At 55.2% G+C, this 25,289-nt stretch carries 27 protein-coding genes; 23 read left to right on the top strand and 4 right to left on the bottom strand.

Going from position 1 to position 25,289, the window contains the following annotated elements:
• The first annotated feature begins 139 nt into the window (after positions 1 to 139).
• The 19 genes from NAC44_RS12025 to NAC44_RS11935 all read left to right on the top strand — a co-directional run bounded on the left by NAC44_RS12025 (position 140) and on the right by NAC44_RS11935 (position 17,955).
• Complete coding sequence (locus tag NAC44_RS12025) at positions 140 to 1,273, top strand: DUF2213 domain-containing protein (protein WP_250941043.1); 1,134 nt, start codon at positions 140 to 142, stop codon at positions 1,271 to 1,273.
• A gap of 12 nt (positions 1,274 to 1,285) precedes the next feature.
• Positions 1,286 to 2,029, top strand: a complete 744-nt coding sequence (locus tag NAC44_RS21455; RefSeq protein ID WP_250941042.1) for a structural cement protein Gp24 — start codon at positions 1,286 to 1,288, stop codon at positions 2,027 to 2,029.
• A gap of 20 nt (positions 2,030 to 2,049) precedes the next feature.
• Positions 2,050 to 3,024, top strand: a complete 975-nt coding sequence (locus tag NAC44_RS12015; protein ID WP_250941041.1) for a DUF2184 domain-containing protein — start codon at positions 2,050 to 2,052, stop codon at positions 3,022 to 3,024.
• A gap of 12 nt (positions 3,025 to 3,036) precedes the next feature.
• Positions 3,037 to 3,315 (top strand): hypothetical protein, encoded by a 279-nt coding sequence (locus NAC44_RS12010; RefSeq protein ID WP_250941040.1) that lies wholly within the window; start codon positions 3,037 to 3,039, stop codon positions 3,313 to 3,315.
• A 50-nt stretch (positions 3,316 to 3,365) separates the two neighbouring features.
• Positions 3,366 to 3,863 carry a DnaT-like ssDNA-binding protein gene (locus tag NAC44_RS12005; protein ID WP_250941039.1) on the top strand — a complete coding sequence of 166 codons (498 nt, stop codon included), beginning with the start codon at positions 3,366 to 3,368 and terminating at the stop codon, positions 3,861 to 3,863.
• Positions 3,864 to 4,087: 224 nt separating this feature from the next.
• Positions 4,088 to 4,453 (top strand): hypothetical protein, encoded by a 366-nt coding sequence (locus NAC44_RS12000; protein ID WP_250941038.1) that lies wholly within the window; start codon positions 4,088 to 4,090, stop codon positions 4,451 to 4,453.
• Positions 4,450 to 4,650 carry a hypothetical protein gene (locus tag NAC44_RS11995; RefSeq protein WP_250941037.1) on the top strand — a complete coding sequence of 67 codons (201 nt, stop codon included), beginning with the start codon at positions 4,450 to 4,452 and terminating at the stop codon, positions 4,648 to 4,650. The genes NAC44_RS12000 and NAC44_RS11995 overlap by 4 nt, the downstream gene beginning before the upstream one ends.
• A complete protein-coding gene (locus tag NAC44_RS11990; protein ID WP_250941036.1) occupies positions 4,622 to 5,674 on the top strand; it encodes a structural protein in 1,053 nt (350 codons plus the stop codon). The genes NAC44_RS11995 and NAC44_RS11990 overlap by 29 nt, the downstream gene beginning before the upstream one ends.
• Positions 5,674 to 6,129, top strand: a complete 456-nt coding sequence (locus NAC44_RS11985) for a hypothetical protein (protein ID WP_250941035.1) — start codon at positions 5,674 to 5,676, stop codon at positions 6,127 to 6,129. Before NAC44_RS11990 ends, NAC44_RS11985 begins: the two co-directional genes overlap by 1 nt.
• 176 nt (positions 6,130 to 6,305) lie before the next feature.
• Complete coding sequence (locus NAC44_RS11980) at positions 6,306 to 6,737, top strand: phage tail terminator-like protein (protein ID WP_250941033.1); 432 nt, start codon at positions 6,306 to 6,308, stop codon at positions 6,735 to 6,737.
• A gap of 58 nt (positions 6,738 to 6,795) precedes the next feature.
• On the top strand, positions 6,796 to 7,533 hold the full coding sequence (locus tag NAC44_RS11975; protein WP_250941032.1) for a hypothetical protein: 738 nt from the start codon (positions 6,796 to 6,798) through the stop codon (positions 7,531 to 7,533).
• Positions 7,533 to 7,955, top strand: coding sequence for a hypothetical protein (locus tag NAC44_RS11970; protein ID WP_250941031.1), 423 nt, complete (start codon positions 7,533 to 7,535; stop codon positions 7,953 to 7,955). The genes NAC44_RS11975 and NAC44_RS11970 overlap by 1 nt, the downstream gene beginning before the upstream one ends.
• A complete protein-coding gene (locus tag NAC44_RS11965) occupies positions 7,952 to 8,299 on the top strand; it encodes a phage tail assembly chaperone (protein ID WP_420839927.1) in 348 nt (115 codons plus the stop codon). Before NAC44_RS11970 ends, NAC44_RS11965 begins: the two co-directional genes overlap by 4 nt.
• 5 nt (positions 8,300 to 8,304) lie before the next feature.
• Positions 8,305 to 11,499 (top strand): hypothetical protein, encoded by a 3,195-nt coding sequence (locus tag NAC44_RS11960; protein ID WP_250941027.1) that lies wholly within the window; start codon positions 8,305 to 8,307, stop codon positions 11,497 to 11,499.
• 3 nt (positions 11,500 to 11,502) lie between these two features.
• Positions 11,503 to 12,267 carry a hypothetical protein gene (locus NAC44_RS11955; protein ID WP_250941025.1) on the top strand — a complete coding sequence of 255 codons (765 nt, stop codon included), beginning with the start codon at positions 11,503 to 11,505 and terminating at the stop codon, positions 12,265 to 12,267.
• Entirely contained in the window at positions 12,267 to 12,878 is a 612-nt protein-coding gene (locus NAC44_RS11950; protein WP_250941024.1) for a hypothetical protein, read from the top strand. The genes NAC44_RS11955 and NAC44_RS11950 overlap by 1 nt, the downstream gene beginning before the upstream one ends.
• 99 nt (positions 12,879 to 12,977) lie before the next feature.
• Positions 12,978 to 13,325, top strand: coding sequence for a DUF6950 family protein (locus NAC44_RS11945; protein ID WP_250941022.1), 348 nt, complete (start codon positions 12,978 to 12,980; stop codon positions 13,323 to 13,325).
• The gene (locus tag NAC44_RS11940) at positions 13,322 to 15,613 is read left to right on the top strand and encodes a phage tail protein (protein ID WP_250941020.1); all 2,292 of its coding nucleotides are present in this window, start codon (positions 13,322 to 13,324) and stop codon (positions 15,611 to 15,613) included. The genes NAC44_RS11945 and NAC44_RS11940 overlap by 4 nt, the downstream gene beginning before the upstream one ends.
• A 62-nt stretch (positions 15,614 to 15,675) precedes the next feature.
• The gene (locus NAC44_RS11935; protein ID WP_250941018.1) at positions 15,676 to 17,955 is read left to right on the top strand and encodes a tail fiber domain-containing protein; all 2,280 of its coding nucleotides are present in this window, start codon (positions 15,676 to 15,678) and stop codon (positions 17,953 to 17,955) included.
• 32 nt (positions 17,956 to 17,987) lie between these two features.
• Here NAC44_RS11935 and NAC44_RS11930 read toward each other — a convergent pair whose 3' ends face one another.
• Positions 17,988 to 19,781: an HAD-IIIC family phosphatase gene (locus NAC44_RS11930; RefSeq protein WP_250941016.1), complete on the bottom strand. Its 1,794-nt coding sequence runs from the start codon at positions 19,779 to 19,781 to the stop codon at positions 17,988 to 17,990.
• Positions 19,782 to 19,935: 154 nt separating this feature from the next.
• Between NAC44_RS11930 and NAC44_RS11925 the strand changes: the two genes are divergently transcribed.
• From NAC44_RS11925 to NAC44_RS11910, 4 genes are all read left to right on the top strand, one after another.
• On the top strand, positions 19,936 to 20,181 hold the full coding sequence (locus NAC44_RS11925) for a DUF7940 domain-containing protein (RefSeq protein WP_250941014.1): 246 nt from the start codon (positions 19,936 to 19,938) through the stop codon (positions 20,179 to 20,181).
• Positions 20,168 to 20,842, top strand: coding sequence for a glycoside hydrolase family protein (locus NAC44_RS11920; protein WP_250941012.1), 675 nt, complete (start codon positions 20,168 to 20,170; stop codon positions 20,840 to 20,842). Before NAC44_RS11925 ends, NAC44_RS11920 begins: the two co-directional genes overlap by 14 nt.
• Positions 20,839 to 21,258 carry a hypothetical protein gene (locus tag NAC44_RS11915; protein WP_250941010.1) on the top strand — a complete coding sequence of 140 codons (420 nt, stop codon included), beginning with the start codon at positions 20,839 to 20,841 and terminating at the stop codon, positions 21,256 to 21,258. Before NAC44_RS11920 ends, NAC44_RS11915 begins: the two co-directional genes overlap by 4 nt.
• A 155-nt stretch (positions 21,259 to 21,413) precedes the next feature.
• Entirely contained in the window at positions 21,414 to 21,881 is a 468-nt protein-coding gene (locus tag NAC44_RS11910) for a hypothetical protein (protein ID WP_250941008.1), read from the top strand.
• A 48-nt stretch (positions 21,882 to 21,929) separates the two neighbouring features.
• On the opposite strand, the gene NAC44_RS11905 is transcribed toward NAC44_RS11910, so the two are convergent.
• From NAC44_RS11905 to NAC44_RS11895, 3 genes are all read right to left on the bottom strand, one after another.
• Complete coding sequence (locus tag NAC44_RS11905) at positions 21,930 to 22,151, bottom strand: hypothetical protein (RefSeq protein ID WP_250941006.1); 222 nt, start codon at positions 22,149 to 22,151, stop codon at positions 21,930 to 21,932.
• 313 nt (positions 22,152 to 22,464) lie between these two features.
• Complete coding sequence (locus tag NAC44_RS11900; protein WP_250941005.1) at positions 22,465 to 23,235, bottom strand: KilA-N domain-containing protein; 771 nt, start codon at positions 23,233 to 23,235, stop codon at positions 22,465 to 22,467.
• Between the two features lie 1,105 nt (positions 23,236 to 24,340).
• Positions 24,341 to 24,997 (bottom strand): transglutaminase-like cysteine peptidase, encoded by a 657-nt coding sequence (locus NAC44_RS11895; protein ID WP_250941004.1) that lies wholly within the window; start codon positions 24,995 to 24,997, stop codon positions 24,341 to 24,343.
• Between the last annotated feature and the right edge of the window lie 292 nt (positions 24,998 to 25,289).

Here is a 25,289-nt window from a genome sequence, read left to right as displayed (position 1 = left end):
ACGAATATGAAAAGTACTAGGTTGAATATCCACTTAAGATAAACTTCTATCTTGGCTAGGCTAATCGCAATCTTCTGAAATTGTTCGTCTTCCATGCTGTTCCCTTTCTAAATCTATAGCTGGCTGAATAGGACATACCATGAATTTCACCGACGCTGTAACCGTCGCGGGAACGCGTCGGCGTGATGACGGCTATCTTGTCGCTGACGCACGGATCGCCCGCACTGGCATCCAGACCTACCTCGGTTCTGAGGTCGGCAAGCCTGACATGAGCACGGTGCGGGTGTATCGCCCCAGCTCCGAAGTCTTCGCCAAGGACACGCTGAAGAGCGCCGCCCATCGCCCGGTGACGAATGATCATCCGCCTGAGATGGTCACTTCTGACAATTGGAAGAAGTTCGCCGTCGGGCAGACCGGCGACGAAATCGCAGGCGAAGGCATCTTTATCCGCGTCCCCCTTATGGTGAGCGATGAAGCCGCCATCAGGGACATTGAGGCGGGCAAACAGGAACTGTCCGCTGGATACACCTGTGATTTGGATTTCACGCCGGGCCAGACGCCCACGGGCGAGGCCTACGACGCAGTTCAAAGAAACATCCGTATCAACCACGTTGCCGTCGTGCAGCGCGGGCGAGCGGGTTCAAACGTCCGCATCGGTGATGCGGCGGCATGGGGCGCCAGCCCTTTCACCCCTGATCACAACCCTCAAAAGGATAAGATCATGACCCTGAAGACGGTTACCGTCGATGGCATCCCGGTTGAAGTAACCGACCAGGGCGCCACGGTGATTGGTACGCTGCAGACGCGGCTTGCCGACGCCAACACCAAGTTCGCCGACGCGGAAAAGGCTCATCAGGTGGCCATTGCGGCCAAGGATGCTGACCTTGCCAAGAAGGACGCCGAGATTGATGCATTGAAGGCCAAAGTGCTGTCCGATGGCGATCTCGACAAGCGCGTGCAGGCGCGCGCCGACTTGATCACCGTGGCGAAGGCTATCGCCAAGGACGTGAAGATCGAAGGCCTGTCCGACGCCGATATCCGCAAGGCTGTCGTCGTCGCCAAGGTCGGCGATGCCGCCATCGCTGGCAAGACATCCGCCTATATCGATGCCCGTTTCGATCTCCTCGTCGAGGACGTGAAAAAGACGGCCGATCCGCTCGCCAAGGCGCTTGCCGATGGCGTCCAGCCCACCGCCGACGCTGATAAGCTGGTAACCGATGCCTATGCGCAGATGGTTGCCGATCTCAAGGCCGGCAAGTCCACCGCAGCATAAGGAGGCACTCTGATGGCTACATATCAGACCACCTATTCCGCCAATCCTCCGAAGGGCCTGCCGGGGCAGATCGCCAACGAGGAAAAGTGCAACAAGATTTCCCGCACCGTCGAATCGGCTGCCGGTATCGAGTTCGGCCAGCCCGCATTCCGCGGCTCTGGCGATCATGGCGTTGTGGCTGGCGGAACGTTCGCCGGTACTGCCACCAGTGCAGCCGGAACCGGCAATACTGGTGATGGCGTCATGGGCGCTGTCACGGTCTCGGCCGGGGCCAAGCAGGGCATCTATACGCTCCTGATCATCGAACCTGCCGCCAATGCCGGAACCTTTGAGGTCACCGACCCTGATGGTGTCTTTGTCGACAACGGTACGGTCGGCACTGCCTTCTCTGCTGGCGGTCTGGCGTTCACGCTCGCCGATGGCGCGACCGATTTCGTCGCCGGGGATTCATTCAATATCACCGTGAGCCTGACGGCCAATGGAGATTTCGTCGGCCTGGCCGTCCTCAATCCCGCCGTCCCGGCCAGCGCCAGCCTTCCGGACGCTTATCCGCAGTATTTCACCGGTGCCTTCATGACCATGGGGCAGATGTATGTCGTGGCCGGTGAGAGCGTTGCCGATGGCGATGATGTGTACTGGAACCCGGCAACCAAGCGGTACACCAAAACGACCACGCACATCCGCATCCCGAATGCGGAGTTCGATACCACCGGCGCGAACGGCGACATCGTCGAGATCTCGCTCAAGCTCCGCTAATCGCGAAAGGACATCCGACAATGAACACCATCGTTCGTCAGGCCTTTGCCGATGCACAGGCCGCAATGCCCTTCGTGATCGCGCAGGGCCGAAACATCGAAACCCGCATCTACCAGCGGCGCTATCCCACCTTCAATTACGGTGCCCACGTGCCGGTGGTGACCGAAGGCAACGAATGGGCCATCGGAACGACCTTCTTTACCGTCGACACGACGGGCGAGGCAAAGTTCCTTTCCGGGGCCGGTACCGACATGCCGTTCAACCAGGCGACGAAGGATATGGCCAGCCATGACTTCGCCATGCTCGGCTCCGGCTGGGAATGGAACCTTGAAGAAGTCAATCAGGCGGCGCTCTATAATATCGACCTGAACGGCACCAAGGCCATGTCTGCTGCCGACAAGGTTGAGCGCCTGCTCAACTCCATCGCCATCATCGGAAGCACAGAAAAGAACTGGACCGGCTTTGCCAACGATCCGAACGTCTCCCGCGTGGACGTTGCCGCCGATGGCACCGGCTCATCCACATACTGGTCGACGAAGACACAGGATCAGATCGTTCGCGACGTCAACGATCTGATCTCTGCTGTTCGCCGGAACACGCTGGAAGTCGAGTGGATCGACAGCCTGCGCCTTCCGCCGGATGCCTTCCGTCTGATCGCCACCAAGCGCTTGGCTGATGGTGATGGGACTGTGACCGTCCTGGAATATCTGCGGAAGAACAACGTCTATACGGCGGAAACCGGCCAGCCTCTTGACATCCAGCCGCTGCGCGAACTGGCGACCGCCTCTCAGGATGGCGGTGGTCGTATGGTTGTCTATCGTCGTGACCCGGAGGTGCTGCGTTTCCATCTCCCGATGCCGCGCCGGGTTCTCCAGCCGCGTCAGAAGTCTATCATGGGCTTCGAAACCGGGATTATTGCCCGTACCGGTGGCACCGAATGGCGTCTGCCAGGCGCGGCGGCATACGGCGACGAGATCACCGCTCCGCCGGCCTGATAGGAGCTTCCTATGAAGGTGACAAACAACAGCAAGGCCATGCAGGGCGTTCATACTCTGCATGGCATCAAATATCTCAAACCGGGCCAGACCGACGATATCAGCTTCACAGAAGAGGGACTTAAGCAGGCTCAGCGATTGGCATTCCTGCTGATCGAGGATGATGCCAGTGACAGCGACCTGGACCGGGAAGACCTGAAGAAGCAGGCTAATGAGCTTGGCATCGAATATGCCCGCAACATCACGACCGAAAAGCTCAAGGAGCTGATCGACGCGAAACTCGCATCCTGACATCTGGCCCGGCTGGCGATAGCCGGGTCTGCACCTCATTGGAGAGAGACATGGCTGGATACGGTACCAATTCCGACTTCACTGCTTATGCGACCGCAGCCGGCTATGTCCTTCCGGAGGATACGACCGATGCCCAGATTGCCGCTGCCCGTCAGCGCGGTTCTCTGGTGATCGATCGGTATGAAGTGAAATTCAGCGGGACGCGCACCGGCGGCTTTGGACAGGAGAGATCTTGGCCACGGACCGGCGCGATAACCTATTACGGCGAGGCTATCCCGTCCGATGTGATCCCCGCTGCCATCATCAATGCTTCTTATGAAGCTGCTTTCCTTGAACTGACCAATCAGGGCAGCCTTCTCCCTGTCATTACCCCGGGCCAGTCTGTCAAGCGGGAGCAGGTCGGGCAGTTGGAGGTTGAGTATCAGGATATCGCTTCCGGCGCGACAGTTTATGACCTGGTTAGGCTGGCAACGCCCGTCGTGTCGATCATCGAGGGAATGCTTTGGCTCTTCTTGCGCCCATGTTTGCCTGGAATTCTGGCCGTTTAGTTCGACTTATAATCTGAGTGCCACGGGAGCGTTTTCCAGCTTGGTTGGACCTCGCGCTTTTCATATTCGTCAGTCGTCAAGGACAATGAATTGCCCCCAAGTTCAATAACTTGAATGTGAGTAGGCCGGTCACTTTTCGGTTCGCACTTATAAAGTCCACGATAACTTGAAGCCATTTTTCTCTCCAATTGTTGCCGATCTGTTCATTTACGGAGGAGTGAACGTTGACAAACGCACTCTACGCCCGAATGCAAGCCACTGCCAACCGGCTCCTCGTCAAATATGGGCAGTCAGGGACCATCAGACGGTTAACGCCGCCTGATCCTGTCGAGGGCGGCGATCCCGTCGAAACAGAATATCCGGCTACCCTGGTACCCATGGCCTACGAGGCGCGCGAGATTGACGGCACGGTGATATTGGCGGGCGACGTGAAGATCTACATCAGCAGCGTGGGCCTCGCCATTACTCCGCAGCCCGGCGATCTGGTCACCGCAAACGGGAAGATGTTTCGGATCATCAATGGTGACCCCAATTGCTATGACGGTGTGACGAACGTTGTTCACATCGTTCAGGGAAGGATAGCGGCGTGAAAGTGCTTCTCACCAAGGCTTATAAGGGCCGTAAACCCGGCGATATCCTTGCCAACATTTCGTCAATCGAAGCCAACGCCGTTGAAAACCTCGGCTTGGGAACGATCATGCCGGATGAAGCGGCTGAGGTTGAAGCCCCAGCCGTGAGTGAAACGGAAGAGGTCGAGATTGGCCAGTCTACGCCAGCAGCTTCTTGATCTGGTCGAGAAGCTTGTCCCAGACATGGAGCGGGCATTTCTCAAAGCGATTGGCGATGTGAAATCCGAGATCGTTTTGCGGGAGGTCGTTGAACGCCTTGAGCGGCGCGACATTGAGGGAGCTATCGCCGCACTGCACATTGATGCATCGGCCTTTCGTCCGCTGACCGAGGCGCTGCGACAGGCATTCAATCAGGGCGGCGCTTTGGTCGTTGAGAATATCCCCCGGCTTGCTGATCCGCTCGGGGGCAGGGTGGTGTTTCGATGGGACGTCGGCAATCAGCGCGCCGAGGCGAACATCAGGGCATTGTCCTCTGATCTCATCACGAATGTGACGGAAGGGACGAAGCAGGCGGCGCGCCAGGCGATTGTCGCGGGATACGCACAAGGGCAGGGGCCGAGGGCCATCGCGCTTGATCTGGTGGGCAAGACCTCGCCGGTGACGCAACAGCGCGAAGGCGGCATCATCGGCCTTTCTGAGCCTCAAGCCGACCTGATCGCCAGAAACAGGATCAACCTGCTATCCGGTGATCCGAAGCTGATGGCAAAGTATCTCGATCTGAAAACCCGGGACAAGCGTCTCGATGGCGCTGTGAAGCGCGCCATGGCCGCAGGAAAGCCGGTCAGCGCGTCTGATCTGGATAAAATCCTGATGCGGCTTCGTGACAGGAATCTGAAGCTCCGGGGTGAGATGATTGCCCGAACTGAGACGACGACATCGGTTATGGCGGCCAAGCATGAGGCATATCAGCAGGGGCTTGATATCGCCGGAAGGGACGCAAGCCTTGTCACCCGCAAATGGCGATCTGCTGGCGACAGCCGCGTTCGTCACACGCACATGATCTTGAACGCACAAGAGGTGACAGGGATGGATACACCGTTTCAGTCCCCGTCAGGCGCGCTGATGCGTTTCCCTGGTGACACCAGCATGGGCGCGGGCGCATCCGAGATTATCGGCTGCCGTTGCGATGTGGAATACAAGTTCAACTTCGCCGAGGCCTATGCCAGATCGCGAGGGCGCTGATGAGTTTCGCCGCCACGATCAGCGAATGGGGCCGGGCTGAGTTGGACCGCGCCGAGGCCATTTTTCAGGATGCCGCCCAGACCGTCGCCAACGAGGTACGCATCACCGTGAACGAAGGTGGCCGCTTGCCCATCGACCTGGGCAACCTGCGCCGATCCCTCATGGCTTCGACCTCCGACATGCCGTCGGTAAAGCCGGAGCAAACGACGTTCACAGATAGCGGCATTGAGATGGTTATCGCCGGGGCCGAGCTTGGATCAACCGTCTATCTCGGGTTTCAGGCTGCCTATGCTGCCCGGATGGAATATGGCTTTGTCGGCCCTGACAGCCTTGGGCGCGTCTATAACCAGGCCGGGTTCGGCTTTGTCGCTGCCGTGGCGCAAAGGTGGCCCCAGATCGTAACTGCATCAGAGGCTAAGATCCGGAGCCGCTTTGAGGGCGCTTCTGGTCAGTGAGCATGATCAGCATGGCACGCTGAATCATATCGGTGTTTCGCAGGAATAGATCAATCACAGCCTGACCGCCTTCCGTTTGGCCTTTCTGGCCGCGGAACACGTCATGTGCCTTGTCGAGCAGGGCATATATCTCGCTGTCGCTGAGCGGTTGATCGGTCATGGAGAACAGATAACAGATGGCCGACACGATTGAAAAGAGCATCTATCAGGCGTTGCTCGTTGCTGTTCAGGGCGTGACGTTGCCGACTGGCTGGCAAAAGGCGCTGCCAGGTGTTTCGTTCGAGCCGTCGACCAGCACCAAATTCGTGTCTTTCGAGATCCACTTCAACACCTCTATCGAGACGGACCTTTCCCTTGAAATGGACCCGATCCGACAGGGCTTCGTCCGGGCAAACGTCATGCTGCCAAAGGGCAGCGCAATCGTCGATGCCTACGAAGCCGCCGGGAAGGTAAGGGCGGCCCTTCGGCGCGGCACCAAGCTTTATCGCGGCGGCACACAAGTCCGCATCGACCAAGACCCGGCACTCGCCAACCTTATGACCGGCGACACCCACCACCAGGTGCCGGTCACCGCCTTTTGGCGATGCTACCCACCAGTTCCGGCCTGATGGCCTGCCTAACTCGCGCCTTCGGCAAGCGCTCAATCAGACATGAAGGATAGTCATCATGGCTCAGTTATATCCTGTGGCCGGCGCCAAGATTTATATCGGCCCGGCCGTCAGTTCCGTCCCCGATGATGCTGACATCGACGTCAGCACCTTCTCCGGGATCACCTGGACCGAAATCAAGGGTTGGCAGACGATGGGAGCCGTTGGCGATACCGCAACGCTCATCTCCGAAGACGTCATTTCCTCCGGTCGGACGCTCAAGGGCAAAGGCACGCGCAACGCGGGATCGATGCAGAACAATTTCATCATCCTGCCGACAGATCCGGGCCAGATTGCCATGATTGCTGCCGAAGCAACGGATTACAATTATCCGTTCAAAATCCTGTTTGACGACGCTCCGCCCGTCAAAACATCAACTGTCACGATTACCATTGCAGCGCCCGGCGTCATTTCGTGGGCTGCCCACGGCCTTGCCGCCGGCACGCCCGTGAAATTCAGCACAACGGGTGCACTTCCCACGGGCCTGACGGCTGGAACGACCTATTATGTGGTTGATCCGACCGATGATGCCTTCAGCGTTGCCGCCACGGCTGGAGGGGCTGCAATTGAAACCAGCGGCACACAGTCCGGCACGCATACTGCGGCGACCGTGCCGTCAGGCGGGACGAAAAACTTCTACGCCCTGGTGATGAGCGCGCAGGAAAATGGCGGCGGCGCCAATACTGCCCGTCTGCTTCAGGGCAATCTCGAAATCAACAGCCCGGTTATCGTTGTGGCTCCGGTTGGGGGTGAATAATGGCCAGCAAGGATATTGCCTTTATCGATCTCTCCCTCCTGGATGAAAACCTGCGCCTTCAGGAGGAGGGTATCAGCGTTGAGATCATCGGCCCGACCAACAAGCCAACGGGCCTTGTCATCGACATCTACGGCCCGGACAGCACACGCGCGGCCAAGGCAAGCGCAGAACTGTCCCGGATCATCGAACAACAGGCTGCATCGGACAGCAATCTCGATAACGATAGCCCGGAAATGTTGCGTAACCGGCAAATTCTCTATCTCGCCAAGCTGACGAAAGGCTGGAATATCCCGCCAATGGTCGATGGTGAGGCACTGGCATTTTCCGAAGAAAATGCAGTGCGGCTTTATACGAAATATCCGATTATTGAAAATCAGGTCCGGTTCAAGGCTGACCGGCGCGGGTCTTTTATCAAGGGCTGATCCGCAGGCTTGAAAAGGCCTTACGCGATCAGCTCAACGGGAAAAAGCCAAGAATACCCGCAGCCGGACGCCATGTCTGGGAATGGTTCTGGAAAATGGATCGTACCAGAGAGGGCACCGGCTACGGGATCAACCCGCTTCAACCATCGCAAATCCAGGCATGGTTTCAGATGCGGCACATCTCGCCCTTGGCATGGCATCTCGATGCAATCGAGCGAATGGATGCCTTGCGGATGAAAACCTACTTCGAAAAACGAGACGAAGACAGCAAGCCAGCGGATCAGGTTTCATCCCGCCCGCTGACATCCAAACTCTTTGATGCGCTCTTCCCATCGAAAAGGTAAAGCCCATGACCACTTCAACGCTTGGTTTTGCCATCGATTCCAGTCAGGCGGCGAGTGCGGCATCCGATCTCGACAAGCTGACATCTTCGGCTACGAGGGCGGAGCAGGCGGCAGCGAAGGTCAGCGGTGCAGGCACTCGTATGTCGCGTGGTTTCGCCGACCTGAATCCGGCACTGGAGAAGATTATCGGTTCACTGGGTCGATTGGAAGGATTTGCCTCATCGATCGACAAGCGTCTTGATGCAATGACGTCTTCGGCGGTCAGGGCTTCCAAGGCAACTGCCGTACTGGACCAATCCGCTGTGGAAGCCAGCACGGCTTATAAACAGCTTGAGGCTTCCTTGATCGCAGTGACGGTGGCGCAGAAGAAGGCGGAAGCTGCGCAATCCGGTTCGCTTGCTATGATCGAGAAGCAAAAAGCGTCGATTGCCTCCCTCAATGCAGAGATGGCGAAGCTGCGCAACACACCGATGCCGGTGCAGCCCAATCACCAGCGCCCGGCGAACAGCAATTTCCAGACCTCAAACATCGCCGCGCAGCTTTTCGATATCGGCTCAACGGCGGCATTCATGAGCCCGACGACAGTTGGGCTGCAGCAGGGCCCGCAATTGGCGCAGGCATTCGCCGGACAATCGGCAAAGCAGGCGCTGACCGGCCTTGCAGCTGGCTTCGCGGCAATTGCCAGCCCTGTGTCATTGGCTGCGATCGGTCTGACCACGGCTGCCGCCGCGGCAATCCAGTTTGGATCAAGCATGATCTCGGCCGCCACTCAGACGGTGAAGTTGGACGATGCCTTGGAGCGGCATGATGCGCTGTTGAAGCGCATTGATGAGAGGTATGGTGCGCTAACGGAAAAGACGCGTGGCTTTGCGTCAGAAACCGCAAACGTGCTCGGATATCTATCGGCTGCCGATGTTCGCGTCCTCAGAAGCGCGACCAATCAGGCTCAGTATGATGTCTTTCAGCAGACCGGCAACATCGTTGGGCGCGTTCGAGGTGGTACGGATGGCGGCAATGATCTTGTGGTGTCCAGCACTTACAAGCCGATTGAAGATGCTTTGCGCCGATTGCGTGCCGAGGCAAAGAACGGTCGACCGGACTTTGATGCATTCTACGACAGCCTCTACAAAGCCGCAGCAGTTGATCCGAAGTTCGCCAAGAAGGCGGATGAACTTGCATTATTGGTTGAGAAATTTCGGCAGGGCACAAAGGCCATTCAGGAGATGGATCGCGCGCAACGAGCGATCTTCAATGATCGTGGCCCGAATGGAATGCTGTTGTCTCAGGGTACGACGAATACCGCCGACATGGGTAATCTTGCCCTCTATGAAAGCCGACAGAGGATTGCTGCCCAAAGACAACGCCAAGGGTTCGATGCATCTGTTGAGGGCATCAATGCTCGTTCTCCGCAAGAGCGTGCTGCGGCTGCCCGGTCCGCCGCTGCAGCTCAATACAACAACGACGAAAATCCACAGCAGCGGAAAACGAGGATCGAACAGGCTGGAACGCTGGCGCTCATTCAGGCTGAAAAGCAGTTATCGGACGCCCAACGCGACCGCGTAATGAACCTCGACAAGACCTTGGCCGATCAGCAGCTTGAACTTGACCTGATCGGCAGAACTGGCGGTGCGGCGGCGGCATTGCGCAAGGAATATGAGCTGATTTCCCAGCTGAAGATGGAGGCCGCGCGCAACGGTACTGAGGTTGATCAGAAAGAGATCGAGTTGATCAAGCAGAAGACGGCGGAATATGGAAAATATGTCGATCTTCTGAACCAGAGAAAATTCGATACCGACATGGCGCAGCAGGCTTCCGATGCACGCCTTTCGCCCATTGACCGGCAGGTCGTGTCAAAGCTTCGCCAATACGGGCTTCCCGAAGATCTGAGCGGGAATAATGCCAAGCTTGTCCGCCAGGAACTCCAAAGCCAAGAGCAGAAAGTAGCCATAGACCAGTTCTCATCCAGTCTTGCCAATAGCATCATCCATAGCGGTGGCGATATTGGGAAAGCATTCGCTCAAACCTTCCTGTCTTCATTGCAGGATGTGGCGCAAAAGCAGCTCTCTCAATTGCTGAGCGTTGTTTTCAACAGCGCGATCGGGGGCGGCACGTCTGGCGCATCTGGTATTGGTGCAGTCGGTTCCGCTGTCGCGGCACTTGGCGGCAAGGCGGCAAACAATAACACGGCTGGTGGCTATAGCGGCTTGGCCTCGGTCATTCCGGTGACCCGATCCGCTTTGCCCGATATCTCCGCAAATACGGATGTGGCATCTTACATCGCCAAGGCCGCAGCGCAGCGCGGTATTGATCCGACCACGGCGCTTGCTGTTGCTAAATCGGAGGGCGGTTTGAGCAGCTGGAACCTGCAATCGCAATATTTCAAAAATGGTGTGCAGGAACAGTCCTATGGCCCATTCCAGCTTTATAAGGGTGGCGGTCTCGGCAACGATTTCATGAACAAGACCGGCCTTGACCCGGCGCTTGCCCAGAATGGCCCGGCTGGTGTTGATTATGCGCTCGACTATGCCAAACAGAACGGCTGGAGCGCATGGTATGGGGCAAAAAAAGCCGGGATTGGAAACTGGGATGGGATCAATAGCGGGGGTGCTGGTACTGCCGCCGATGCGGTGAACAAGCTTGCCAGTGCTTCCTCAAATGCTGCGAACAATCTGACAGGATTCGGAAACGGTCTTGGGCAGATTGGGTCTTCGCTCATGGGTGGAAGTGGTAGCGCGTTCAACTGGTCGAGCCTGACAAGTCCTTCATTCCAGACAAATTCCACATTGAGCAGCGTTCTTGGATATTCCGGATCATCGAAGGCAAGTTCTGGCTCAGGTTTTCTCGGCAGTCTGTTCTCCAGCATCGGTTCGCTGTTTCATTTTGCTGATGGAACGAACTATGCCCCTGGCGGTCTTTCCATTGTCGGCGAGCGGGGGCCGGAACTCGTCAACCTGCCGCAAGGCTCGCAGGTCTTCAACACGAACAAATCTGCACAGATGATGGGCGGCAATCAACAGGGCGGCAAGGGCGCAAGATCAGTCACCGTTCCCGTATCCATTATGGGGAACGCCTATGGCGACAGCCACCTTCAAAATCTGATCAGCAGCGGTGTCCAGCAGGGCTTGCAGGCCCAGCAAATTGCGAACGAGCGTGGTGGAACGGGTTCGGCCTGGAACTCGTGGAGTGCAAACAAGGGGTAAGGCATGGCCGTTTATGTCAACCAGCCGCTCGTGCCTATTACCTACCTGCGGCCAAAACAGGCGCTTTTCGAAAGGGTTGCCTCCGCCGTTGAGGGCGGCCGCAATCTGGCCGGTCAAACCGTGTCGATGGCGATCACCGGTGGCGGATATGTGCGTTGCACCTATTCAGATTGCGTTCTGGAGCGCGATGATACGGAACGGCACGAAGTCGTTGAGTGGCTCGCGCAGCGTGGCAATGGTTCGTTCCGTTTTTTCACTGTGCCGATCATCAACCGGGATATCGGACCTTTCCCCTCAATCAATGGCAGGAAAAGGCCGGTTATCACTGGAATTCCTCATTCCGACGGTTCGCTGTTTTCTGACGGATCTGGCTACAGTCAGGCCACGGTTTTCGGGAAGGTGCTCTCAACGGCATCGGTTGGCGCTGGGCAAATGAGTATTCGCCTTTATGGCGCGGCGCGCGATCTTCGATGGTCGGACTGGTTTTCGATCCTCCATCCAACAAAGGGATGGCGGGCATATGCCTATTGGGAGGTGATCAGCAAATCAGCCCAAGGTTCCGAGATTGTTGGTGGTGTTGATCTCAGCTATCGGGATTACACCCTCGCCATCGGCCCGGCGCTTCGGGAGGCGGTTTCTGCTGGAGATTATGTTGAGTTTTCCGCGCCCCGGTGTGTCATGAAATTCGCGCCGGATTTCAGTCTTTCGACCGGCTTCAGCGGGTTTCTCAGCGCCAGGCCTACTTTGCAGTTCGTTGAGGCGTTCTGATGGCTTATTCGGTCCAATATCTTCCGGCCAACGTCATCGAGGCGTTGCGCGGGTCGCATCAGCTTGGGATTTTCACCAGTGTAAAGACTGACCCGGCCTTGCATCTCTGGTTTGGCGTCAACGATATCCCGGCCCAGATCGACAGCATTGACGAAGCCGGAACGGTCTATCTCGGCGCTGGCTATCTGAATGGCTTGCCAACGCTGGAAACTCAGATCAACGGCACGGCGGACAGTGTCGAGTTTTCGCTTTCTGGCGTCGATCCGGCAACTGGTAACGATATGCTGGATAGCATTCCTTCCGTGCGCGGTTCGGAATTCTACGTCGCCCTGACGACATTGGATGATTACTACCAGCCCCTGACCAATCCCATCCCGATCTGGCAGGGAAAGTGCAGTCATACCGGGGAGGGCAGTCAAGCGCCGAGCGGTTCAAGCAACCGCAGCATGACGGTTTCGCTGATTGTAACCACAGGGTCCGACACGCGCTCACGTCCGTCTTATGCGACATGGACCCCGGCCCAACAGCAGGCTCAATATCCTGGCGATCTTGGCTGTGATCAGACCGCGCGATTGGCGCGCGGAGTGCAGCCTGTGTGGCCGAACTACTGAGGCATCATGAACATTCACGAATTTATTCATATGCCGCACCGGTTTCGGTGGGGTGGTGCAGGACCGTGGGCGCCGGATGCCACGCGCGGGGATGATTGCATGACTTTCGCCGCCAGCTGGTGCTTTTGTGCGATCGGCATCGACCCTGCTGCGGATCTGCGCGGAACGTACCGCACGAGAGAAGCGGCACATGCACTGCTTGAGCGCGCCGGTGGTCATGCCGCCTTCATGGCTGCGCATCTGGACCCTGTTGGCGCGCGCCGTGTGCAGCATCCACAGGATGGCGATATCGGTCTTTGCCGGATGCTGGCGGGGGACGATGAGACGACGGCAGCAATCGCTCTTGTCGGGGTGGTGCGCTTCGGCCCTGCCTGGGCGGCTATAGCACCGCATGGTGTGGTTGTGCGCCGGTCTGAGCATATTGCTTGCTGGAGGCTGCCGGTATGACGACAAGGCAGGTTAAGAGGGCTGTTTTCGATCTGCCCCGCCCGGAACGCATTTTCGGCGGTGTTCATGATGGCGACGATAGCGCGGAAATCAATCGGCGTGTGCAGGCGATGGATGCATGGTCGAGCACGTCGCTGAAATCGCCTCCGGCTGAATATGATCCGATCTTCACGCCGCTTTTCACGGCCATTGGTTTGACGGGATCGGTGACGATCGGTGCAACAACAATCACGACGGCGGCCATCGCCTCGGCGATTGCCACAACAGCGCTCTCTATCGGATTGCAGCTGCTGCTGACGCCAAAGCCGCCGAAACCAGATGACGGCAAAGTTCCGGTAACGCAAGCCATCCCGTATCGGATATGGGCGGTTGGGCGTTGCCGTCTCGCTGGGGCCTATATGCTTTGGGAGGCGAAAGGCGAGGCGCTTTATGCCGTGCAGGCGGTTTGCGGTCACAAGGTGCGTTCGTTCAACCGTTTCTGGTTGCATGACGATGAGGTGACGGACCATATCGGATCGGACGGGTTTTTGACCTATACGGGAGAACCTTACGAAAACAATGTCAGAATCTGGACCCGGCTCGGAAACGTGCCGGAAGCGCCTTATGATTATATCGTCAACGGCTATCCCGGCGTTGACGGTCTGGGCGCGGAAGGCATATGGACGCTGAACCACCGCCTTGACGGTACGGCCTCAATGGCTTTTGTGGCGCAGCAGACGAAAGCATCCTTGCAGGCCAGCCGTTTCCCCTATGGGGCGCCGCGGCTAACCACGGAGGGTGATTGGGCCTTCGTCTGGGATTTTCGTGACAGCAGCCAAGACCCAGACAATGACAGCACATGGGCCTGGTCGAAAAACAGCGTTCTGATCCTGGCTTGGCATCTTTGCTTCAATCCGTATGGAGAACGCCGGGATTACAAGAAGGCCATCCTGCCGATTCTGGACATGTGGCAGGAAGAGGCTGACATCTGTGATGAAACGATTGCTACGGCAGCAGGTGGCTCTTTCCCGCGCTATGAATGTTCGGGATGGGACACGACCGAGCATGATCCAAAAGTCGGGATGAATGCCATTCTGGCGACCTGCGATGGATGGATCTGTTATCGCGGTGACGGCGCGGTGCTGATCACCGTGGGAAAATTCCGTGAGAGCCGCGTCGTCACCCTCATGGATGAAGATATCCTTGGCTATGCCATTCAGCATGACACGCTGCCACAGGACGCCTGCAATCGACTTGTGCCGAAATTCACCTATCCGGATACCGATTACACATCATCCGATACCGATTTCTGGGAAGATGAAGACGCACAGGCCGTCGATGGCCGGGTGCTGGCAAAAGAGGCCGATTATTCGTGGTGCACCAATTGGCGGCAGGCACGAATGCTTGGCAAGCGCGACTGGCTCAGGGTTCAGGAAAAAATCAAAGGTTCCATCGATGTTCGGCTATCTGGCCTCAACGCCATTTATGCCCGTTGGGTTCGGCTTTCCACACCGCTTGGACTGCCGCGATATGATGGCATGCTGATCGAGAACAAGCGCTCCGTTCTGGCTTTGAACAAGGGAGGGTTCACGATGGATTTCATCCGGCAGCCCGACAATATTGACGCCTGGACGCCTGCCACTGATGAGGGCGCGCAACCACCGGTGCCGGACAAGCCTAACGCTGCGAACATGAACACGCCGACCATCTACAGCGTGGCATCCTATACTGTGAGCGGTTATGCCAATCTGACCGTCAAGGTGGTCGATCCGGAAAATGACGCATGGACGCTGGCGCTGCGCTATCGCCTTGCTGACGATGGCAGCGGCACGGCAGGCGGCTGGAGCGCCAATATCACCTATGACAATGTCGACCCTGCCGATGGTTATCTGACGGCCACCATCGGCGGTCTGGCGGGTGATGCGACCTATGAAGTGCAGGCCGCTTTCTTCAACACCAAGAACAAATATTCGGACTGGTCTGCCACCTATTCGGTCAGCACGATTTCCGATCCCGTCGCGGCGGCCGTGCCGACAAATGTCGATGCCACGGGCGGGACTGGTGAAGCCACCTTCTCTTGGACTGCGCCGAACGACACCCATTACAGCAGCGGCAAAATCTATGTGAACACCGTCAATGTGTTCTCATCTGCCTCGTTCGAGGGGCCGCTGGTCTATGGCTCGGCCAATAACAGCTATTCCGAAAGCCGGACGCTCTCTTCCGGCATTTATTACGGCTGGATCGCATCGGTGAATGTGTCCGGCATTGAGAGCGACCCGGCCGCCACCGGCAGTTTCACCGTTCTCTGACACCCCGCACATCGCAACATTTTGCCCTGCTTTCAGCGGGGTTTTTGTCGTGGAGACATCATATGACCTTTTCCCCGAATGCTGCCACCGTTTATGCAGACGGCCCCGTTCTTGACCCGACACAGCCGCAAAAATCGGAAATCCGGACGCTCCTGACGTCCTATGAAACGGTCATGAATGCTTTCACGACCAATGGCGGCCTGATTTACACATCGCTTGCGACGATGAACGCGGCGGCATCTTCCTTTTCTGAACCGCGCTCAGCGTGGCTGTTCGACGGGTCCAATACCGGCGTTTATGTGCTTGACCCAGCAGCCGATACCTGGACCAAAGTTGGCCCGTTGCCTTATTCATTCGTTCCGGGTGAAGACGCGGGCGCTGGCACGGCCAATGCCATTCAGATCACGACACCAGTTCCGGTGTCCGATTGGATGATCGTTGCTTTTACGCTTTTTCGTGACACGACATCGGCGCCTATCACAATCTCGATCAATGGCGGCTCGGCGCTTACGCTGAAAACCAATCGTGGCAACAATGCCAGCGCTTTGACGGCTGGCATGGACATCTGGTTTCGCGTCAACAGCGCAAGCACCGAAGCGCGAACGCTCAACGATCAGGATGTGAGCGCGCTTGTTGCCCAGGCAGAAGCATCAGCATCCTCTGCAGCCACCAGTGCGGCTGATGCTCAAGCTGTATCCGCATTATCCTCAAGTTCGACATATAGCAATCTTTCATCAAAAGCCGGCAATTTTGATGCTACGAATGCCGATCTGAATGCGAACAATAAATTTAATACCGCCTTTGGCTGGTATGCATTGCAGAATGAGACCAACGCACCGGAAAATACTGCCTTCGGCTATAAGACGCTGAGTTCTCTCACCGTTACCGGAGATGGTAATACTGCTGTTGGATGCAATGCGCTATCGGATGTCGAAACTGCGAGTTACAATACGGGGATCGGCTCTAATGCCGGTCGTGCTGTGTCATCTGGCAGCGGTAATGTTGCCCTTGGTCATGGCGCGATGGGGAAAGACGATTTTACCCCGGCCAATGCCACTGGCTCGTACAACACCATGCTTGGTTCTTGGTCCGGGCAAGAACTGACGACTGGCGGTGGCAACACTGGCGTCGGCATGAATGCCTGCATGAATATTACAACCGGCCAAGACAATACGGCGGTGGGGCTAGGTGCTTTGGCGGGAACAGCCAGCAACACCGCAACAGCGGATGGCAACTCCGCTAGCTACAATTGCGCGTTTGGTTACGATGCATTGCAGGTGAACACTGCGAATTTCAATTGCGCATTTGGGTATTGGTCTATGAAGGCCAACACGACAGGCATCAACAATGCTGCTTATGGCTATCAGTCTATGCAGGCGAGTGTATCCGGGAACAATAATTCGGCATTCGGATACGGGACGCTGTATGCGCTGGTAAGCGCTTCGTCAAATTCCGCTTTTGGTGCATATGCTCTCAATACTGCTACTGCAGGAAATAACTCGGCATTTGGTGCCTTTTCTCTCCGTTATTTGACAACGGGCATCCAGAATGCGGCCGTTGGGTCGGCCTCCATGCAGAGCGCGACAACACAGTCCGGATCGTCTGCTGTGGGGTTCCAGTCTGGTCTTAATGCGACCAACGGTAATAACAACTGCTTTTTTGGCTATGCATCTGGGCCATCAATTATAACCGGTTCACAGAACACATTGGTTGGGTCTCAGGCTGGTGGAGACGGTGATTACACTAATTCCTCTGCGCTTGGATATCAGGCAGGTGTGACTGGTTCGAATCAGGTTCAGTTGGGCAATAGCAGCACCACGACATATGTTTATGGCACCGTGCAAAACCGCTCTGATGAACGTGATAAGGCGGAAATCCGCGATACCGAACTCGGTCTTGCCTTTATCAATGCGCTACGCCCTGTCGATTACAAATGGGACTTGCGTATCGATTATCTGGATGAGCTTTATCCATTGCCGACACCACCTGAAATGCCTATTGAGCCGGAAAGCACAGATGCCATGGCTGCTTACGAGACGGCGATGGCAACATATCTTGCCGATCTGAAAACTGTGCAGGCGTCTCGTGCTGCGTGGCTTTCGTCGCCGGTCAAAGATGGTTCGAAGGTCCGCACACGATATCACCATGGCCTTATCGCCCAAGAGGTCTTGGCTGCCTGTACAGGTCTCGGCGTCGACTTTGGCGGATATCAAGACCATACTCTTAAGGGAGGTCTTGATATCCAGTCTATCGGTTATGATGAGCTTATTGCCCCTATGATTAAAGCCATACAGCAGCTTGCAGCTGAAGTGGCCGCTTTGAAGGCGGCCTCATCTTCATGAGTAAATAAATTTCAAATAAATGGCAATTTAGTTCAAATTAAGTTGCCATTTATATTTTTATATATGTTGTGATAAACATTCCTATCAAAATGATTTAGATCTCTAATGTCTCCAGATCCATAAATATATTTCATTGTGTTTATTATTTTTATTTTTTTGCTATTTTCACTTGCTGATCTTATTGCGGAATTTAATTCAGAATTTCTTTTTGCATCGTCAGCGTAAATTTCGAAGCCAAACGTGTTTTCGTTCGCCATGAGAATTATAATCTGCTCTTCCTCAGGAACGAGTTCTGCAAATTCCAAAATTGTATCTCTGGTTTTTGCAAAAGGGATCATTCCAACGCAGTCGTAATTTTCTCGCAAATGCTCATATGCGGTACGCGCTTCATCCGAAGAGAGCAGGGAAAGAACATGTTGGGGATTCGCCGCAATAAGATTGGCGCCCCAGGAAATTCCAACCAATGACAACACTGTTTCAAACCCAAGCCTTTTGTGACGATAGACTTGGAAATTTGCATCTCCCCAAAGGCCAAGAAGGCGAATGCTTGGGCCGCCGGTATCAAGCTTTGTTCTGAAATCCTCCTCCTGGTATCCGAGCTTTACCAGTTCATCAAGGACCTCATCTTTGGGTGGATGCATGCAATAATGAAGCATGAGAGAATGATCGAAGCGGATATCGATGCCAGCTCTGACGGTCACCAGTTCAGATGCTATGCTCGGTGACGAGAGAGTGAAGTAATGGGTGATTGCACTCAAATCACATCCACCGCGTGCAACGACCGGGGCGGTTGTTATAACGTCTTCCGTTTTTCCTGTCGGATCCAAATTGATCCAATCTACCGGCCTATGCTGATCGAGATCGGTCAGCACCTTGCCGACAACGTTTAGCTTTGGTTTGCCAAGAAGTTGATAAATATAAGCTTCAACACCCATATTCAGTGTTCTGCAGGAAAAACAGTAATGCAGCAGATTTGATCCGTATCCATCTGTCTTCATCAGATAGAAACCAACTGCTCCATAGTCTCCGTATCGGTCTTTAACTTTTACAACTCCACCCTGCACGCTGAATGGAGACACTTGCCGGCGAAGTTCAAGGCGTGCTTCTTCAATGTTTTCGGGCAGTCTTTTTTTGGTGAAATTCAGTTGGTTTGTACGATTGATGAGTTCAATGATCCTGTCTTCATTGCCGATCAAATCGTGATCGATTTCTACAACAATCTGACTGTCCAGCAAGAATGATCGAGGGTTGTTGGCATGGATCTCGCTTGCGATATGTTTTTGTTCAAGGACTTTGTATTGCTGTAGCCGTGATAAGCTGCTGTCGTTTTTTCCGATTAGCCTTGGATCATCCAAAAGAGAGTTGATGATTTTTTCGTCGGCAACTTGAATGCCCGGAACGAATGTCAATGCCTCACCAAGATTGCTTGGGTTGTCATCAATAAAAAGAACAGTCTCTGGTCTGAGTTGGAACAGTTCAATTTGCTTGGCGATACGTTGCCCTTTCGGTTCCCAATTTATGCTTGGCAACACGAAATATTCCCATAACCCACGTTCAGACAAGATCGGCTTTATTTGTTCAAGATCATTTTTGGAGCAGATGGAGTTTATGATGCCTCGTTTTGAGAGTTCAATCACTATATCGTGGCTTTTCTGATTGTAACGGATGCCGCCTTCAGTCAGCGTCCCTTCCCAAAAAGTCTCATCAAGATCCCAAATTATCAGTCTTATATTTTCCATAACTGGCCCCACGACATTTATAAATCGATCTACAGCACGGCCATAGGTAGCGTCAACGGGCGATAGATGCGCTCTTACGCGCCCCATAAATTAGAAGGCCTTCTAGCGGCCCTCATTCGAAGATGAAAAGCCAGCAGACGATATTCTTCTGATGACACCGCGACTTGGTTACCCGTCGTTTAGGTGCAAGCGAATTAGTAAAACGACGGACTTTTCCCGATCCCCACCAAAAGGAAAACACATGAAGCCCCTGCCTTTGCGCAGGCCGCAGCTCGTGCCGCATTGGCAGCGCGTGGCACGGCGAAGCGCTGTCGTGATCGTGTCTGCCGTGTCGTCTCTGCTGTCGGCAGCGCCATTTCTGGTGCCGCAGTTGCAGCAGGTGCTGGACCCGTGGACCTGCCTCAAGATCAGCGCGGGCATTTTCGCGCTGATCCCCGTCGTTCGCCTCATCAAACAAGACATGGGAATCGAAGATGCCGACGATTAAACTCAAGCCCAGCAAGCGCGCCAAGGCTGTTCTGGCGGCCTTTGTCGTCGCCTCCGGATCTGCCGGGGTCTATATCAGTCAAACCGGCGACACCGACACGAAAAACCTGCCTGTCATGGTGGAGGTTTTTCCCGGCCAACCTCCCGTGCCGGACGATGTGGCTCTTGCCATCAACAAACTGGTCAAGCCCTGGGAAGGCCGCAGCCTCAAGGCCTATCTTGACCGGCTGCCGACGAGACCGCGCTGGACGGTCTGCGACGGCGATACTGAAAACGTGACGCCGGGCATGGTTGAGACGCCCCAAGGCTGCGACCGCCGCGTGGCAGTCAAGATGGTGCGGGATTATCGACCGGTCCTCGCCCAGAAAATCAAAGGCTGGGAGCACATGCCACTGTCGTGGCGCGCCATGATGGACTCTCTGGCCTGGAATATCGGCGCAGATGCCGCGGTAAAATCCACCGCGGCGCGATTGGGCGAGGCGGCGCTGGCCAAGGGTGACGACAAGCTGTTTTTCAAAAGCTGCGAAGCAGCCACGGCTTATAACCGCTCTGGCGGTCGTTTCATCGTTGGCCTCGGCAAACGCCGCGGCATGGGTGATGCCACGCGGATCGGTGAGGGAGAGCTTTGTGTTTCGGGTCTTGATGAGGGAGCGGCAAAATGATGTCGTTATTCTCCGGCCTCTCCGATCTGATCAAGATCCCGCTCGCCCTGCTGGCCGGTATGGCGATCTCTGCGCTCGTGCTTGTGCTGTTTTACGAAGGGATCAGCCTGCCGCTGATCGGCCATGTCATTGACGGGCGCGTGGAAAGCCAGCGCAAGGCAGCTATTGCCGATATGGTCTCGACGGCTGATCTCGCCGCAGCCAAAGCGCAGACGGAAAAGCTGATGGCCGATCTCGCCCGGGCGGAAAGCCTGCGGAAAATGGCCGAACGCAATGTTGAAAGCCTCATGCAACAGGATCAGAAAGATGCACAAGCCCTTGCTGCCGATCAGGCTGCGGATGATGGCGCCGATGGCGCTCGCTATACTGCCACCGATATTGAGCGGATGTCAGCACGACGCCGCCGCGCGCGCTGAGGTTGCTCGGGCCGCTGCCGTTGTGGCCGTGGCACGTCAGCCGACAAACCTGCCGCCATTGCCTGTCATCTGTCGCCTCGATATGGCCCGGCCGCCCTTGCCGAAAGTGGGCGATCTGGTGCGAAGCCGGGACTCGGCCTGGGAAACGGCAGCCGATGCCGCTGACCGCCGCAAAAATTTCTGCGCTGGTTTTTATGATCAGACGCGGGAAACCTTCGCAACGCCGGCGGCTTCGCCGGCACATGACGGCTGATTGCAAAATCGAGGGGCATTCAATGACCGAGCAGGCTTTTATCACGCAACAGTTTCAGATGATGCACGAGCGTCTTGAAAACATTCAGCGCGATGGATCGGAGCGAGGGCGGCGGCTTTGGGAAAAGCTGGGCGAGCAGGACAGGATGCTTGCCATGCTCGATGATAGAACGCGGCGCATGGAGCAGGTTGTTTCCGGCCACCAGGCGCAGATGGACGAGATCGACAAAATGCGGGTCGCCGCCAGAGGGGCAGGGCAGGCGGGCCGCTTTATGCTGGTGATTGGCGGTAGCCTTCTGAGCTTTATCGCTTGGGTTTATACCATCAGCGATCATTTGCTCGAATGGCTGCGGTGGCTCATCAGGAAATGAAGCGCGAATGCCGCCAAAAGTCATTTAAAGATTTTCTATATGGCTGGATCAACTCTTGAAGGCATTTCTGAATGCCTCTCTGGCCTTTTCAGCGGCGAGTTCATATCGACTAACGATATCGGCGACTTGATCAGCAGTAAAACCATTAACTTCCCCACATCTGGGGCAACTAAATTGTACTGTATCAAGGTCGATCCCTGCGATGCCTACCTCATGCTTTTCTCCGCAATCGCAAATCACTTCTATACGCACAGAATTAGTATCAGTCATGTGCCGCCTCATTTGTTTCGCGTTTAAGTCGCGGATTAAACCATGAAACCGGTAAAACCGGAAACTTTCAAACATCTTCGGACGTGGTGAGCTATCTAAGGCCATTATGGGATGCGCTAAGCCACGCTGTAGGACCATTGTCCAGCCGTGACATAGCCTGTGAGATTGTCGCCATGCGTGGGGAATACGCGAGGGACCGGAAATACATATCAGAACTCACCAAGGGCGTTAGCAAAGCCCTCCGGCAGATGAAGGCCGAAGGGCATGTTAGGAGCGTCGCGGACGCTAAGGGGAATTTGAGTTGGGAGAGGCTTTAGGCGGCCTTTCCACCTGATGGCGGGGGCAGAAGACGGGGCAGGAACTCCAGCGCTGAGTTGTCCCGCCCCGTGAAATAACCAACCGCCCTGTTGGGTAGCCATTCTTCTCGAAAGTGCTTGCGCCAGGAAGGTAGGAGGGCTTCTGGGTATGCTTTTGCCTTAACTCTGCGCCCATCTTCGTAAATGTGCCAGTAGGTAGGCAAACTATCTGTATCTACCCCATGAACATCGCGTAGCCACTTGCAAAACATTTTGCCATGGGAAATGTCCGGCACCATCGTCTCCGGTAATATGTATCCCATTGCCTCCATTGGAGCTATTAGCGCCATCGTTAGTTCTGCCAAGATAGAAAAATGACCCGTTGGGACGTTTTGTTGGTTGGCGACATACCGGCGCAGATGATACGGCATTTCCGGCTTTACCGGAGCCGCGCCTGACATCCAATCAAATACCCACTTGCTTACCTTTACAGCAAAGGGGGCCGATAGCCATTGTGCCAAGTTAATGGCTACTTGAGGGTGAACCCAAGTACCTTGCAAACGCGGGTCACCACCTTTAAGCGACTGAATTGCTTCCGATATCGGTATACCGATATCGGAAGATAAAGCTGCTGCAAACTCTCTCGCTTGCGTGGTTTCCCAATAGCGGCTCCATGGACGTCCAGCAGCTTGGCACATCGCTGTAGCGTTGATGTAACCGTCCATTGGGCGCTGATAGATAATGATCCCACCTTCGGCGTGGGGAATGAAGTTGAAATGCTCTTGCATACGACTTTTTTCCGTTCATTGTCGTACGCGGCAAACTTTTGCGAAACACCCATTGACAAAAATGTCAACATTTCCCAATTAAGGTTCGTGATCACAACAAGCCACCGCAAGGTTGCTATTCTGGCCCGGGAGGCGCGCCAACGCCCCCGGGCTGCTCTATTTTCACCCCTGCCGAAGCAGAGATGAGTCCGCAGGTAGTAACGCTTCATCAACTCTTCAAGATGTGATGGAACTTTTTAAGCGGAACGTTGCCAATATCCCTTCCAATTCCGGCTAACCGGATGCGCGAGCGAAGCGCCAAGGATAGCGAAGGGAGCCATGCTTTTCTTTGTTCCTGCCATAGTAAGCTCACCAAGGCACCGAGTCTGAATGCATAGCCTCGATAATGGTTTCGGTCATGAGGGCACCTGTGGAAAAGGTGTAACAGGACAACCTATAACCTATTGAAATTTCATACCTTGAAAAATTGTTACACTTTAGAATATCCGTTTGTTTTTAAAGGTCTTCACACCTTCCGGGCGAGGCCTCCATTCCATTCGATGCAAGATGTAAAGTTGCGGTTCAGCAATCTTTCTTTTCATGTGCAGAGTTGTGCCAATCCTCCTTGAAACTGAGAACAAAATTTTGCCTCTGAGGACGTTGCCACAATCTTGATGAAAGCTTGGCTCATCCTGTTCCAAAGGGTAGGGATTCGCTTTTGCACCTGTGCTTTCGTCACGCATACCGTATGCCTGATCCCTCTTGGTGGCTTCTATCAAGCGAAGGTATAAGAGGTTGAATCTAAGTACGCTTATATCGGCTGTTGTTATTCTGGCAGCCGCGCCGGGGGCGCCTGCGCCGACCCTGGATCAGGTGCCGGCAAGAGTTCAATCAGCACTATCGCGCCGTTTGGGGGATGTCATCCTGAGCGTGAATATTCAGCGTGTACAGCCAAGTCAGGTTCTTCCCGGTTTTGTCGCCTGCGGGCTAGTGTCTGAGCGAACTGTGGACCACGACGCGCGGACCGAACATTTCTTTGTCGTTGTTCCGGGCAATTTTGCCATATTGGACCGTGACGGCAGATCGCTGGTGGAGCAGTACTGGCAACGTTACGGTTGCTGACGGTTCAGGGCTTGATTGATCCTACGCGTGCAACCTCTTGAACGACATTGGTGAATGCAACCCAGCTATTCGGATTATCAGAGGATTGACGTTTCAGGAATTTATAGCCGGTCTGGTACCATTTCATCACTTTGTTGGTCAGGCAATCGAGGATCAGGTCACCATGATCGGTGCTCACCATGAGGATCAGATGACCTTCGCCGTGATGATCCAGAACGACAGTCAGGTGCAGCGCTGAACTTGGCCAACCGGCTTCTTCAAGAAGCCGTTTTTTCAAAATGGCGTAATCGTTGCAATTGCCCATGCCGTCATCAGGATAGGTCCACCAGTTGGGAATACCCTTTTCATAAATATGGTAATGGTTTTCATCGGTGACGCCGACGATATTTGCATTGACCGTGTAATTGATTTCCAGCAAATCCTGCCATTTCTGGCTGTTCAGCATGACCTGATCCTGCGGGCTGCCGGTTTCATGGCACTCAACCGACTGTTCTTTGCAAAAGAGATACCAGCCAATCGGTACGCTTGTGCGGCCTGCCGAAATCTCGGCATAGGCACTGGGTTCGGCGCCTGTCACTTCGGTTGCCTGGGCGCTGCCCGTAGCAATCAGCATCATGGCAAAAATGGCAGTAATCGATCGCGTAACAATGGTCTGGAACATGTCTTGCCCTCTTTTGAGAGCAACACTGGTCCGGCAACCGATAATTATTGGCGGGAAAAATTGCTCGAATTTTATCGAACTGTGCCGTTTGCAAACAACATGGTTATCGCGTTGTTACCGGAGATGGGGATGACGGATTTGTCTTCCGGCACCGGCTTGCCGGGGTGGATTTCGATATGGTCACGCTTTAAGAAGGCAGTGTTTTTTACAAAAATGTATTTCTGCTATGGGAACGCGCTATTATAACCCGGCGGAAAATCGCAGCCGGTAGGGCCAGGTCAAGAGAAAGCGT

Source organism: Allorhizobium sonneratiae (genome assembly GCF_023700755.1).
Classification (GTDB): domain Bacteria; phylum Pseudomonadota; class Alphaproteobacteria; order Rhizobiales; family Rhizobiaceae; genus Allorhizobium; species Allorhizobium sonneratiae.
The sequence above is the reverse complement of the archived record's forward strand: the minus strand, read 5'-3'. Positions and strand labels throughout refer to the sequence as shown.

Coding starts and splice junctions, on each gene's coding strand:
- NAC44_RS11960 (WP_250941027.1), top strand. CDS start 8,305: ATGACCACTTCAACGCTTGGTTTTGCCATCGATTCCAGTCAGGCGGCG.
- NAC44_RS11905 (WP_250941006.1), bottom strand. CDS start 22,151: ATGACTGATACTAATTCTGTGCGTATAGAAGTGATTTGCGATTGCGGA.
- NAC44_RS11915 (WP_250941010.1), top strand. CDS start 20,839: ATGATGTCGTTATTCTCCGGCCTCTCCGATCTGATCAAGATCCCGCTC.
- NAC44_RS12025 (WP_250941043.1), top strand. CDS start 140: ATGAATTTCACCGACGCTGTAACCGTCGCGGGAACGCGTCGGCGTGAT.
- NAC44_RS11920 (WP_250941012.1), top strand. CDS start 20,168: ATGCCGACGATTAAACTCAAGCCCAGCAAGCGCGCCAAGGCTGTTCTG.
- NAC44_RS12005 (WP_250941039.1), top strand. CDS start 3,366: ATGGCTGGATACGGTACCAATTCCGACTTCACTGCTTATGCGACCGCA.
- NAC44_RS11925 (WP_250941014.1), top strand. CDS start 19,936: ATGAAGCCCCTGCCTTTGCGCAGGCCGCAGCTCGTGCCGCATTGGCAG.
- NAC44_RS11950 (WP_250941024.1), top strand. CDS start 12,267: ATGGCTTATTCGGTCCAATATCTTCCGGCCAACGTCATCGAGGCGTTG.
- NAC44_RS11970 (WP_250941031.1), top strand. CDS start 7,533: ATGGCCAGCAAGGATATTGCCTTTATCGATCTCTCCCTCCTGGATGAA.
- NAC44_RS11935 (WP_250941018.1), top strand. CDS start 15,676: ATGACCTTTTCCCCGAATGCTGCCACCGTTTATGCAGACGGCCCCGTT.
- NAC44_RS21455 (WP_250941042.1), top strand. CDS start 1,286: ATGGCTACATATCAGACCACCTATTCCGCCAATCCTCCGAAGGGCCTG.
- NAC44_RS11955 (WP_250941025.1), top strand. CDS start 11,503: ATGGCCGTTTATGTCAACCAGCCGCTCGTGCCTATTACCTACCTGCGG.
- NAC44_RS11945 (WP_250941022.1), top strand. CDS start 12,978: ATGACTTTCGCCGCCAGCTGGTGCTTTTGTGCGATCGGCATCGACCCT.
- NAC44_RS11895 (WP_250941004.1), bottom strand. CDS start 24,997: ATGTTCCAGACCATTGTTACGCGATCGATTACTGCCATTTTTGCCATG.
- NAC44_RS12015 (WP_250941041.1), top strand. CDS start 2,050: ATGAACACCATCGTTCGTCAGGCCTTTGCCGATGCACAGGCCGCAATG.
- NAC44_RS11940 (WP_250941020.1), top strand. CDS start 13,322: ATGACGACAAGGCAGGTTAAGAGGGCTGTTTTCGATCTGCCCCGCCCG.
- NAC44_RS12010 (WP_250941040.1), top strand. CDS start 3,037: ATGAAGGTGACAAACAACAGCAAGGCCATGCAGGGCGTTCATACTCTG.
- NAC44_RS11910 (WP_250941008.1), top strand. CDS start 21,414: ATGCCGCTGACCGCCGCAAAAATTTCTGCGCTGGTTTTTATGATCAGA.
- NAC44_RS11980 (WP_250941033.1), top strand. CDS start 6,306: ATGGCCGACACGATTGAAAAGAGCATCTATCAGGCGTTGCTCGTTGCT.
- NAC44_RS11975 (WP_250941032.1), top strand. CDS start 6,796: ATGGCTCAGTTATATCCTGTGGCCGGCGCCAAGATTTATATCGGCCCG.
- NAC44_RS11930 (WP_250941016.1), bottom strand. CDS start 19,781: ATGGGGCGCGTAAGAGCGCATCTATCGCCCGTTGACGCTACCTATGGC.
- NAC44_RS11900 (WP_250941005.1), bottom strand. CDS start 23,235: ATGCAAGAGCATTTCAACTTCATTCCCCACGCCGAAGGTGGGATCATT.
- NAC44_RS11985 (WP_250941035.1), top strand. CDS start 5,674: ATGAGTTTCGCCGCCACGATCAGCGAATGGGGCCGGGCTGAGTTGGAC.